This is a genomic window from Streptomyces sp. NPDC054932, assembly GCF_053610205.1.
Genome location: NZ_JBSGXU010000231.1, coordinates 1 through 11,923 on the forward strand (window position 1 = coordinate 1; position 11,923 = coordinate 11,923).

Here is an 11,923-nt window from a genome sequence, read left to right on the forward strand (position 1 = left end):
GGGCTCGCGCGGGGGGCCGTGTTTCTGGGGTTCGGCGGGGTGGCGCGCTCGTGGTGGGGGGTGCCCCGGTTGTGCCCCCGCCCCACGGCCCCCGGGTACCAGGCGGGCCGACACCGCCGGGGTCGGGTGCGGGGACGGCGGGGGTGTCCCCGCCCCACGGCCCTGGTACGAGGCGGGCGATCCGCCGGGGTGGGGGTGTGGGGACGGTGGGGGGTGTCCCCGTCCCACGGCACCTCTGCGTCCGGGACGGGGCGCGGATCCGCCGGGGTGGGGGTGTGGGGACGGCGGGGGGTGTCCCCGCAGGACGAGCGCGCGACCACCCCGTCCGGCCCGTGACGTGCCCGCGTGCGCCGAGCCGAGGAGACACCCGCCGGCGGCACCGCACCCCCACCCCCCGATCCCGACCCCGGCCAGGGCGCACACCCCAGCCCCGAGACCCGCCGGCGCCTGAGGCGCGGCCACCGGCCGCAGACGCGAACGGCCCGCACCCCCGGGAGGGAAGGGGTACGGGCCGCTCGGGGCGGGGTTACGCCTTGCGGAGGCGGAAAGTCAGGCCCAGGGGCTCGTCCGTGAACGCGTCGCCGTAGGCGGCGTCGGCGTCGCCGGACGCGAAGTCCGTGGCGAGCACCTCGTCCGCGATCAGGCCCGCGTGGTCCGTCAGGGCCGTCACGACCTCCGGGTCCGCGGAGGACCACCGCAGCGCGATCCGGTCCGCGACGTCCAGGCCGGAGTTCTTCCGGGCCTCCTGGATCAGACGGATCGCGTCACGGGCCAGGCCCGCCAGCCGCAGCTCCGGCGTGATCTCCAGGTCCAGGGCGACCGTCGCGCCCGAGTCGGACGCCACCGACCAGCCCTCGCGCGGGGTCTCCGTGATGATGACCTCCTCCGGGGAGAGGGAAACGGACTCCCCGTTCACCTCGACCTCGGCGGAGCCGGACCGCAGGGCCAGGGAGAGGGCCGCGGCATCGGCGGCCGCGACCGCCTTCGCCACGTCCTGGACGCCCTTGCCGAAGCGCTTGCCCAGCGCCCGGAAGTTCGCCTTCGCCGTGGTGTCCACCAGGGACCCGCCGACCTCCGAGAGGGAGGCCAGGGAGGAGACGTTCAGCTCCTCCGTGATCTGGGAGTGCAGCTCGGGGGAGAGGGACTCGAAGCCCGAGACCGCGACCAGCGCCCGCGACAGCGGCTGGCGGGTCTTGACGCCCGACTCCGCACGCGTCGCCCGGCCCAGCTCCACCAGGCGGCGCACCAGCTGCATCTGCTGGGACAGGGCCGGGTCGATCGCCGCCGTGTCCGCGACCGGCCAGGTGGAGAGGTGGACCGACTCCGGGGCGTCCGGGGTGACCGGCACGACCATGTCCTGCCAGACCCGCTCCGTGATGAACGGGGTCAGCGGGGCCATCAGCCGGGTGACGGTCTCGACCACGTCGTGGAGGGTGCGCAGCGCGGCCGCGTCGCCCTGCCAGAAGCGGCGGCGCGAGCGGCGGACGTACCAGTTCGACAGGTCGTCCACGAACGCGGACAGCAGCTTGCCGGCGCGCTGGGTGTCGTACGACTCCATCGCCTCGGTGACCTCGGCCACGAGCGTGTGCAGCTCCGAGAGCAGCCACCGGTCGAGGATCGTGCGGTCGGCCGGGGCCGGGTCGGCCGCGGAGGGTGCCCAGTTCGACGTACGGGCGTACAGGGCCTGGAAGGCGACCGTGTTCCAGTACGTGAGGAGGGTCTTGCGGACGACCTCCTGGATCGTGCCGTGGCCCACGCGGCGGGCCGCCCACGGGGAGCCGCCGGCCGCCATGAACCAGCGCACCGCGTCCGCGCCGTGCTGGTCCATGAGCGGGATCGGCTGGAGGATGTTGCCCAGGTGCTTGGACATCTTGCGGCCGTCCTCGGCGAGGATGTGGCCGAGGCAGACCACGTTCTCGTAGGAGGACTTGTCGAAGACGAGGGTGCCGACCGCCATCAGCGTGTAGAACCAGCCGCGCGTCTGGTCGATGGCCTCCGAGATGAACTGCGCCGGGTAGCGCTTCTCGAAGATCTCCTTGTTCTTGTACGGGTAGCCCCACTGCGCGAACGGCATCGAGCCCGAGTCGTACCAGGCGTCGATGACCTCCGGCACGCGGACCGCTTCCAGGGAGCAGCCCTCGGCGGTGCAGGTGAAGGTGACGTCGTCGATGTACGGGCGGTGCGGGTCCAGGTTCGAGTGGTCCTGGCCGGACAGCTCGCTCAGCTCGGCGCGGGAGCCGACGCAGGTGAGGTGGTTCTCCTCGCAGCGCCAGATCGGCAGCGGGGTGCCCCAGTAGCGGTTGCGGGACAGCGCCCAGTCGATGTTGTTGTTCAGCCAGTCGCCGAAGCGGCCCTGCTTGACGGAGTCCGGGTACCAGTTGGTCTTCTCGTTCTCCCGCAGCATCGCGTCCTTGACGGCCGTGGTGCGGATGTACCAGGACGGCTGCGCGTAGTAGAGCAGGGCCGTGTGGCAGCGCCAGCAGTGCGGGTAGCTGTGCTCGTAGGCGATGTGCTTGAAGAGCAGGCCGCGCGCGTCGAGGTCGGCGGTCAGCTTCTCGTCGGCCTTCTTGAAGAAGACGCCGCCGACCAGCGGGACCTCCTCCTCGAAGGTGCCGTCGGGGCGGACCGGGTTCACGACGGGCAGGCCGTACGCGCGGCAGACCGCGAGGTCGTCGGCGCCGAAGGCGGGGGACTGGTGGACCAGACCGGTGCCGTCCTCGGTCGTGACGTACTCGGCGTTCACGACGTAGTGGGCCTCGGCCGGGAAGTCCACGAGCTCGAAGGGGCGCCGGTAGGTCCAGCGCTCCATCTCCTTGCCCGTGAAGGTCTCGCCGGTGGCCTCCCAGCCCTCGCCGAGGGACTTCTCCAGCAGCGGCTGGGCGACGACCAGCTTCTCGTTCCCGTCGGTGGCCACGACGTAGGTGACCTCGGGGTGCGCGGCGACCGCGGTGTTGGACACCAGGGTCCACGGGGTGGTCGTCCAGACCAGCAGCGCCGCCTCGCCCGCGAGCGGGCCGGAGGTCAGCGGGAAGCGGACGTACACCGAGGGGTCGACGACCGTCTCGTAGCCCTGGGCCAGCTCGTGGTCGGAGAGGCCGGTGCCGCAGCGGGGGCACCAGGGGGCGACGCGGTGGTCCTGGGTGAGCAGACCCTTGTTGAAGATCTCCTTCAGCGACCACCACACGGACTCGACGTACTCGGGGTCCATGGTCCGGTAGGCGTCGTCCAGGTCGACCCAGTAGCCCATCCGCGTCGTGAGCTCGGTGAACGCGTCGGTGTGGCGGGTCACGGACTCGCGGCACTTGGCGTTGAACTCGGCGATGCCGAACGCCTCGATGTCCTGCTTGCCGTTGAAGCCCAGCTCCTTCTCGACGGCGAGCTCGACCGGCAGGCCGTGGCAGTCCCAGCCGGCCTTGCGGGCCACGTGGTAGCCGCGCATGGTGCGGAAGCGGGGGAAGACGTCCTTGAAGACGCGGGCCTCGATGTGGTGCGCGCCGGGCATGCCGTTCGCGGTGGGCGGGCCCTCGTAGAAGACCCACTCGGGGCGGCCCTCGGACTGCTCCAGGGTCTTGGCGAAGGTCTTGCTCTCGCGCCAGAAGTCGAGGACCGCGTGCTCGAGGGCAGGCAGGTCGACCTGGGCGGGTACCGGGCGGTACTGCGGCGGTGTGGTCATGAGGCTGAACTCTTCCTCCGGCGGGATGTCACTTCCGTCCGGAGGGACGAGAGCGACTGCTGCTCCCGCGGTACCACCCTCCTTGGCCGCCGGACGGATCCGGTGGCCCCCTCATTGGGGTGCGAAGCCGGTTCTACTCGCCGTACGGGGATCCCGTGCAGGCTTTCTTCCGGCGGCTCAGGGGTGATCCTTCACGTCGCGCTCGCCCCCGGGCTCTCACCGTCCCCGGGTCGCTCCTGGCTGCGTACGGCGCTACTCGTCCCCGTCCATGCCTTTCGCTGGGCCCAGTGTACGGGCCCGCAGGGCCGACGGCAGACCGGTTTTCGGGGGCCCGTGCGGGGGCCGCCGGCCCGGCGTGGCGGGTGTGCGCGCAGGGGCCGCGCGGGCGCCCGGCGTGACCCGAATGGGTCTGCGGCGCCGCTTCCGGCTCCGGTGGGGCGCGTGTGGCGGATTACCGGGGCTCCTGATGGGCACAACGGATGCAGGTTGACCTCGACGGATGCGTGCCCCGTTGCCGCGGGGCCGGAGCCGACTTATCGTTCCGGCACGATTCGCGAGCAAAGATCACAGTATGTGAAGGGGCCGCGGCCATGGTGGCGAAGAAGACCGCCGGGAGTACTGCCAAGAAGGCTGTCGGGAAGGCCGCCGGGAAGGCGGCGGTCTCCGAGGAGGCGGCTCCCGCCGAGAAGGCGGCCGCTGCAGGGAAGACCGCTGCCCGGAAGACCGCCGCCGCGTCGGCTCCGGACGGGAAGGCGACCGCCGTCAAGAAGACGACCGCCGTCAAGAAGCGGACGGTCACGGCCAAGAAGGCCGGGACCGAGGGGGCGGCGCAGGCCGCTGAGAAGACGGGAGTCCGGAAAGTGGTTGCCAAGAAGAGCGCCGGTACGGCGAGGAAGACGGCCGCGGCCGCGACCAGCGGGCTCCCCAAGGCACGGGCCACGGCGCCCCTGGCCCCCGGTGAGCTCGCCGTACGGCCGGGGGAGGACCCCTGGACCCCCAAGGAGGTCGAGGACGCCCGTGCGGAGCTCCTGTCGGAGGTCCTGCGGCTGCGGGCCGAGCTCGACGCCTCCGAGGTGGCCATCTCGGGCCTGATGCGGGACTCCGGCGACGGTGCGGGCGACGACCAGGCCGACACGGGCACGAAGAACATCACCCGGGAGTCCGAGCTGGCGCTCGCGGCGAACGCCAGCTCGATGCTGGAGCAGACCGAGCGGGCCCTGGAACGGCTGGAGGCGGGCACGTACGGGCTCTGCGAGAACTGCGGGCAGCCCATCGGCAAGGCCAGGATGCAGGCATTCCCGCGGGCCACGCTGTGCGTGGACTGCAAGCAGAAGCAGGAACGGCGCCATTAGGGTCGTCCCTTCTGGATCTTGTCGGACCATGCGGGCCCGGCAGGATCCGAAGGAGACGGTCTCGGGGCGGGCGTCCTGCCCCACCTCCCCCGGACGGATCCGGGGGAGGTGGGGCAGGCGGTGCGAGGGGGCCCTGACGTACCCTCGTTTCCGTCAGGGTCCAGGAGGAGCCTGGTTCGAGCTAGTTCGAGGGACTCACGTGGCAGAGGCGGAGCGCATCATCGGTACGCCGGAGGTCGGGGACGACGCCCAGCCGGAGTCCGCCGGGCCCAAGGGGCGCCGTCGGATCGCGGCTCTGCTCGTCGTGGCGGTGCTCGCCTACGTGCTGGACCTCGGCAGCAAGATGCTGGTCGTGGCGAAGCTGGAGCACCATGCGCCGATCGAGATCATCGGTGACCTGCTGAAGTTCGAGGCGGTCCGCAACCCGGGCGCGGCCTTCGGCTTCGGCGAGGCCTTCACCATCATCTTCACCTGCATCGCGGCCTCCGTGATCGTGGTGATCGTGCGGCTGGCCCGCAAGCTCTACAGCCTGCCGTGGGCGATCGCGCTCGGCCTGCTGCTGGGCGGTGCGCTGGGCAATCTGACCGACCGGATCTTCCGCTCGCCGGGCGTGTTCCGGGGTGCGGTCGTCGACTTCATCGCGCCGGCGCATTTCGCCGTCTTCAACCTCGCCGACTCGGCGATCGTGTGCGGCGGCATCCTGATCGTCCTGCTGTCCTTCAAGGGTCTGGACCCGGACGGGACCGTCCACAAGGACTGATCGCGGGACGGCCCGTCCGCCCCGTCCGGCATACTCGACGGGTGAGTACGATTCCCGAGATCCGCACCCTGCCCGTTCCCGATGGCCTCGAGGGCGAGCGCGTCGACGCCGCCATCGCCCGTATGTTCGGTTTTTCCCGGACGAAGGCGGCCGATCTCGCGGCCGCGGGAAAGGTGTCGGTCGACGGCAGTGTCGTCGGGAAGTCCGAGCGTGTGCACGGTGGCGCCTGGCTCGAAGTCGAGATGCCCGAACCGGCCCGGCCGGTCGAGGTCGTCGCCGAGCCCGTCCCCGGCATGGAGATCATTCATGACGACGACGACATCGTCGTCATCATGAAGCCGGTGGGCGTCGCGGCCCACCCGAGCCCCGGCTGGACCGGAACCACCGTCATCGGTGGCCTCGCCGCGGCCGGCTACCGCATCTCCACCTCCGGCGCGTCCGAACGCCAGGGCATCGTGCACCGCCTCGACGTCGGAACCTCCGGCCTGATGGCCGTCGCGAAGTCGGAGCGCGCCTACACCTCGCTGAAGAACCAGTTCCGCGAGCGGGTCGTGGACAAGCGCTACCACGCGCTCGTGCAGGGCCACCCGGACCCGATGAGCGGCACCATCGACGCGCCGATCGGCCGCCACCCCAGCGCGGACTACAAGTGGGCGGTGACCCAGGACGGCAAGGCGTCCGTCACCCACTACGACCTGATCGAGGCCTTCCGCGCCGCCTCGCTGCTGGACATCAAGCTGGAGACCGGGCGTACGCACCAGATCCGCGTGCACATGTCCGCGCACCGGCACCCCTGCGTCGGCGACCTGACCTACGGCGCCGACCCGACCGTCGCCAAGCGGCTCGGCCTCACCCGGCAGTGGCTGCACGCGGTGCGCCTCGGCTTCGAGCACCCGTCGGACGGGCAGTGGGTCGAGTTCGAGAGCACCTACCCGGCGGACCTCCAGCACGCGCTGGACGTGATCCGGGCGGAGAGCGAGTGACCTCGCCGGTCGAGGTGCGGGTCGCCGCCTCGGAGCAGGACCTGAAGTCCTGCTTCGCGGTGCGGTCCGAGGTCTTCGTGGTCGAGCAGTCGGTGCCGGAGTCGATCGAGTACGACGCGTACGACGCGGACGCGGTGCACGTCCTGGCCGTGGGCGCGGACGGCGTGGCGCTGGGCACGGGCCGGTTGCTGCACGGGGACGCGGCGCTGGCGAAGACCGGCGGCGCGGAGGGCGTCGGCTCGCTGGGGCGGCTGGCCGTCACCAGGTCCGCGCGCGGGCTGGGCGTGGGCGTGGCGCTGGTCCGCGCGATCGAGGCGGAGGCGGCCCGCCGGGGTCTGACCGCGGTCGATCTGGGCGCGCAGACGCATGCGCTGGGCTTCTACGAGCGGCTCGGCTACGTGGCCTACGGCCCGGAGTTCCAGGACGCGGGCATCCCGCACCGCGCGATGCGGCGTCCCCTGCCGTAGCCGAACGGGCGCGGCGCCGTTGCCGGGGGCCCTGCCCCCGGACCCCCGCGCCTCAAACGCCGGCGAGGCCGGATTCGGCCGCTGCCCGGCAGAGTCTTCCAGCCTCGCCGGCGATTGAGGCGTGGGCGCGGAGCGCCGTAGGGGTTCGGGCGGAGCCCGACACGGAGCCGCGGCCCCGTCACCGCACGGGCCGAGCGCAGCGGACTGGCAGGGTGGGGGAGTGGATCAGCTTGCTCTGCTGTTCGTGCTCCTGCTCGGGGCCGTGGTCACGGTGCCGCTCGGGGACCGGCTCAAACTGCCCGCGCCCGTCCTCATGACCATCGGCGGGGTGGTCCTCGCACTCGTGCCGGCGGTGCCGAACGTCGAGATCCCGCCCGAGTTCATCCTGCCGCTGGTGCTGCCGCCGCTGCTGTACGCCTCCGTGCAGCGGACCTCCTGGCGGCAGTTCGCGGCCAACGTCCGGCCCATCCTGCTGCTGGCCGTGGCCCTGGTGTTCGTCACCACCGCGGCCGTGGCGGCCGTCGCCAACGCCGTCGTGCCCGGGCTGCCGATCGCCGCCGCCGTCGCCCTCGGCGCGCTGGTCGCCCCGCCCGACCCGGTGGCCGCCACAGCCGTCGCCGGATCGCTCGGCCTGCCCCGCCGCATGGTGTCGATCCTGGAGGGCGAGGGACTCTTCAACGACGTGACGGCGATCGTGCTCTACCACGTGGCCGTCGCCGCGGTCGTCAGCGGCAGTTTCTCCTGGCCCGACGCGCTCGGGGAGTTCGTGCTCTCCGCCGTCGTGGCCGTGGCCGTCGGGCTCGCGCTCGGCTGGGCCACCCACTGGCTCATGGGGCGGCTCGGCGACGCCACCCTGCAGATCGGGCTGACGCTCCTGGTGCCCTTCGTCGCGTACGTGGTGGCGGAGGAACTCCAGGGATCGGGAGTGCTCGCCGTGCTGACGGCGGCCCTGTTCCTCGCCGAGTACGCGAGCGACGCCGACGACGTGCTGGGGCGGCTCGCCGGGCACACCTTCTGGGAGGTCGTCGACATGCTGGTCACCGGGGTGGCCTTCGGACTGATCGGGCTGGAGCTGCACAACGTCTTCGGCACGGCGAAGGACCGCGCGTGGGAGATGGCCGGGTGGGCGGCGGTCGTGGTCGCGGTGGTGGTCGGCGTACGCCTGGTGTGGCTGCTGCCGGCCGGCTGGGTCGCCCAGAAGCTGCACCGGCGGCGCGACTACGACGAGGAGATCCCGCTGAGCTGGCGGGAGAGCGTGGTGATGTGGTGGGCCGGGATGCGCGGGGTGGCCTCGGTGGCCCTCGCCCTGGCCATTCCGCTGCGCACGGACGCCGGGGACCCCTTTCCCGGGCGGGACCAGATCATCTTCATCGCGTTCGCGGTGATCATGACGACCCTGGTGTGCCAGGGACTGACCCTGCCGTGGCTGGTGCGGCGGCTGGGGGTGGAGGCCGACACGGACGCGGACCGGGATGCCGAGCGGCAGCTGGCGGTCCGCGCCGCGAAGGCCGCGAAGCAGCGGCTGAAGGAGATCCAGGAGACGGAGGAGCTGCCGGAGGACCTGGTCGAGCAGCTCTACCGGCGTGCGTACGACGTGGGGGCCAGGATCAGCCCCGACATGGTGGACGAGGAACGGCGCGAGGCGTATGCGAAGCGGGTGGAGCGGCTCCACGACATCCAGCGGATCCAGCGGGAGATGATGTCGGCCGCCCGCCACGAGGTCCTGGCCGCCCGCAGCGAACCGGGCTCCGACCCGGAGATCGTGGACCGCGTGCTGCGGCACCTGGACGTACGCAGCCTGCGGGCACCCTAGGCCGGCCGGGACACGAGGCGTTCCAGGCCGCGCAGGAAGCGGACGTACGGGGACCAGCGGGCCGGGCGGGCGATCGTGCCCGTGCAGGCCAGTTCGGCGCGGTCCAGGCTGTCCTCCAGGACTGCGTCGTGCATCGTGCGGATGGCCAGCGGCCAGGTGATGCGGCTGATGCCGCCGAGGTTCATCGCGATGGTGTGCCGCAGCACGGTGCGCCCGGCGTCGAGGGGCAGCGCGGTGTACTCGTGGAAGCCGTGGAAGCCCCGGGGTCCGGTGAAGGTGAACCGCACCCAGGTCCCCGGCACGTAGGCGGCCACGGTGTAGCGCACCACTCCGTGTCCGCCCGCCGCCCCGACCCCGAGGGGGCGGTCGAGCTCCATGTCCTCCCACAGGTGGCCGGGCCACAGCCGGTCGTCCTCCCCGCCGGACAGCGTGTCGATCAGTGCGCCGACCTCGCTCTCCTTCGCAGCGATCACACGCTCGTGCACGTTGTAGACGCCCATGGAAGGTCCTCCCCATCGCAGTATTAGAGAGATATCTCTAATAATCTGGAGGGTACTCTCTGATTCATGGCGAGACCACCCCGCTTCGACACCGACCAGATCCTCGACGCCGCCGTCCGGCTGGCCGCCTCCGCCGGGCCGGCCGGCGTGAGCATGTCCGCCGTCGCCCAGGCGATCGGCGCGCCCAGCGGGTCCATGTACCACCGCTTCGCCGGGCGCAGCGCCCTGCTCGCCGAGGTGTGGCTGCGTACCGTCGAGCGGTTCCAGGAGGGCTACTACGCCAGCCTGCACAGCGACACCGACCCCCGCCTCGCCGCGCGCGCGGCCGCCCGGCACGTCGTGGGGTGGAGCCGCGCCCACCCCGAGGAGGCGGCACTCCTGCTCCACGGCCCGTGGGAGTTCGGCCGCGCCGACTGGTCCGAGGAACACACCGGCCGGGCCGACTCCGGCAATCAGCGCGTGTACGCCGCCATCGGCACCCTCGCCGCGTCCCTCGGCGCGACGGACGCGCAGGACCAGGAGCGCATCACCCTGGCCCTGATCGACCTGCCGCTCTCGGTCGTCCGCCGCCACCTGCGCGCCGGCGGACCGCTGCCGCCGCACGCCGAGGACCTCGCGGAGGAGTGCGCGGCCGCGCTCCTGCCCGCCGCTCCCTAGGGAGTGTCCGCCGCCGGGGCGGTGGCGATGCGGGGGAGGGCGTACGGGTGCTCGGCCACCAGCCAGGTGATCAGGCGTTCACGGACCGCGCAGCGCAGCGTCCAGAGATCATCGGCGTCCTTCGCCGTCACCACCGCGCGGATCCGGACCGTGTGCGGTGTGGTGTCCGTCACGGCAAGCCCGCCGCCGCGGCCGTCCCACTCCGGGATGTCCGCCAGGATGTGCTGGAGGCGCTCCCGCATCAGGTCGACCGGCGCGCTGTGGTCCAGGTGCCAGAAGACCGTGCCGGTCATCTGCGCGCCGCCGCGCGACCAGTTCTCGTAGGGCTTGCTCGTGAAATAGGACACAGGCATGGTGATGCGCCGCTCGTCCCAGGTGCGGACCGTCAGGAAGGTCAGGGTGATCTCCTCGACCCGGCCCCACTCCTTGTCGACCACCACCGTGTCGCCGATGCGGACGGTGTCGCCGAAGGCGATCTGCAGGCCGGCGAACAGGTTGCTCAGCGAGGCCTGGGCGGCGATGCCCGCGACGATGCCGAGGACGCCCGCCGAGGCCAGCAGCGAAGCGCCGAGCGTACGCATCGGGGGGAAGGTCAGCAGCATCGCCGCCGCGGCGACCACGACCACCACCGCCGTGACCACCCGCTGGATCAGCGTGACCTGCGTGCGGACCCGCCGCACGCGGGCCTCGTCCTCGGTCGCCGCCGCGTAGCGCGCGTACGTCGAGTCGACCACGGCCGTCGCGATGCGCACCGCCAGCCAGGCAGCGGAGGCGATCAGGACCAGGGTGAGGAACCGGCCGACGCCGAAGGCGTGGTCGGGCAGGATCCCGGCCCGTCGGTAGGAGGCTCTGAGCAGCGAGGTGCAGAGGACGACCTGGAAGGGCAGCCGGCAGCGGCGCAGCAGGCCCCACAGGGGGGTCTCGGTGTGCCGGGCGTCGGCCCGGCGCAGCAGCAGGTCCAGCAGCCAGCCCGCGATCAGGGTGGCGACCAGTGCGCCACCGATGACCGTCACGGGGCGCAGGACGTTCTCCATCTCCATGGGTACGAACGTAGCGGGAAGCGGTCCGCGGGCCCCGTGTCCGCGGCGGCTGGCACGATGGAAGCATGAACATCATGCTTTTCCATTCGACGTACGGGCTGCGGCCCGCGGTGCACGCGGCGGCCGACCGGCTGCGCGCGGCCGGGCACCAGGTCCAGGTGCCGGATCTCTTCGAGGGACGCACCTTCGGGACCGTCGAGGAGGGCATGGCCCACCAGGACGAGATCGGCCGTGACGAGCTGCTGAAGCGCGCGGTGCGGGCCTCGGCCCCCTACTCGGACCAGGGACTGGTCTACGCGGGCTTCTCCTTCGGCGGTTCCGTCGCCCAGCACCTGGCGATGGCCGACGAGAAGGCGCGCGGGCTGCTGCTCCTGCACGGGACCGCGGACCTGGAGGAGGGCGCCTCGGTGGACGAGCTGCCCGTGCAGCTGCACATCGCGGACCCGGACCCCTTCGAGCCGCACGACTGGCTGACGGCCTGGTACCTGCGGATGCAGCGCGCGGGCGCCGACGTGGAGGTCCACAGCTACCCGGGTGCCGGGCACCTGTTCACGGACCCGGAGCTGGACGACTACGACGCCGAGGCCGCCGAGCAGGCATGGAAGGTCGCGGTCGGCTTCCTCGACAGCCTGTAGGCGCGGAGAACGGCACAGGGGCCCGGTCCGGCGGTTGCCGGAC

General features: G+C 72.2%; 10 protein-coding genes. 7 read left to right on the forward strand and 3 right to left on the reverse strand.

The window, feature by feature from the left end:
* Positions 1 to 526 precede the first annotated feature (526 nt).
* On the reverse strand, positions 527 to 3,673 hold the full coding sequence (gene ileS / locus ACWGE1_RS36385; protein ID WP_453424747.1) for an isoleucine--tRNA ligase: 3,147 nt from the start codon (positions 3,671 to 3,673) through the stop codon (positions 527 to 529).
* Between the two features lie 590 nt (positions 3,674 to 4,263).
* On the opposite strand from ileS, the gene ACWGE1_RS36390 reads away from it, so the two are divergent.
* The 5 genes from ACWGE1_RS36390 (at position 4,264) to ACWGE1_RS36410 (ending at position 9,048) form a co-directional block, all read left to right on the forward strand.
* Positions 4,264 to 5,025: a TraR/DksA family transcriptional regulator gene (locus ACWGE1_RS36390; RefSeq protein WP_453424748.1), complete on the forward strand. Its 762-nt coding sequence runs from the start codon at positions 4,264 to 4,266 to the stop codon at positions 5,023 to 5,025.
* Positions 5,026 to 5,224: 199 nt separating this feature from the next.
* On the forward strand, positions 5,225 to 5,785 hold the full coding sequence (gene lspA / locus ACWGE1_RS36395) for a signal peptidase II (RefSeq protein ID WP_453424749.1): 561 nt from the start codon (positions 5,225 to 5,227) through the stop codon (positions 5,783 to 5,785).
* Positions 5,786 to 5,826: 41 nt separating this feature from the next.
* Positions 5,827 to 6,768: an RluA family pseudouridine synthase gene (locus ACWGE1_RS36400; RefSeq protein ID WP_453424750.1), complete on the forward strand. Its 942-nt coding sequence runs from the start codon at positions 5,827 to 5,829 to the stop codon at positions 6,766 to 6,768.
* A complete protein-coding gene (locus ACWGE1_RS36405; RefSeq protein WP_453424751.1) occupies positions 6,765 to 7,235 on the forward strand; it encodes a GNAT family N-acetyltransferase in 471 nt (156 codons plus the stop codon). The genes ACWGE1_RS36400 and ACWGE1_RS36405 overlap by 4 nt, the downstream gene beginning before the upstream one ends.
* 220 nt (positions 7,236 to 7,455) lie before the next feature.
* Entirely contained in the window at positions 7,456 to 9,048 is a 1,593-nt protein-coding gene (locus ACWGE1_RS36410; protein WP_453424752.1) for a Na+/H+ antiporter, read from the forward strand.
* On the opposite strand, the gene ACWGE1_RS36415 is transcribed toward ACWGE1_RS36410, so the two are convergent.
* The gene (locus tag ACWGE1_RS36415) at positions 9,045 to 9,548 is read right to left on the reverse strand and encodes an SRPBCC family protein (RefSeq protein ID WP_453424753.1); all 504 of its coding nucleotides are present in this window, start codon (positions 9,546 to 9,548) and stop codon (positions 9,045 to 9,047) included. The two genes, ACWGE1_RS36410 and ACWGE1_RS36415, sit on opposite strands and share 4 nt — an antisense overlap.
* Before the next feature lie 66 nt (positions 9,549 to 9,614).
* Here ACWGE1_RS36415 and ACWGE1_RS36420 point away from each other — a divergent pair, with 66 nt between their 5' ends.
* Positions 9,615 to 10,205 (forward strand): TetR/AcrR family transcriptional regulator, encoded by a 591-nt coding sequence (locus ACWGE1_RS36420; RefSeq protein WP_453424754.1) that lies wholly within the window; start codon positions 9,615 to 9,617, stop codon positions 10,203 to 10,205.
* Here the strand turns inward: ACWGE1_RS36420 and ACWGE1_RS36425 are convergent.
* Positions 10,202 to 11,239 carry a mechanosensitive ion channel family protein gene (locus ACWGE1_RS36425; RefSeq protein WP_453424756.1) on the reverse strand — a complete coding sequence of 346 codons (1,038 nt, stop codon included), beginning with the start codon at positions 11,237 to 11,239 and terminating at the stop codon, positions 10,202 to 10,204. The two genes, ACWGE1_RS36420 and ACWGE1_RS36425, sit on opposite strands and share 4 nt — an antisense overlap.
* 71 nt (positions 11,240 to 11,310) lie before the next feature.
* Here ACWGE1_RS36425 and ACWGE1_RS36430 point away from each other — a divergent pair, with 71 nt between their 5' ends.
* Positions 11,311 to 11,880, forward strand: coding sequence for a dienelactone hydrolase family protein (locus ACWGE1_RS36430; RefSeq protein ID WP_453424755.1), 570 nt, complete (start codon positions 11,311 to 11,313; stop codon positions 11,878 to 11,880).
* Positions 11,881 to 11,923 lie beyond the last annotated feature (43 nt).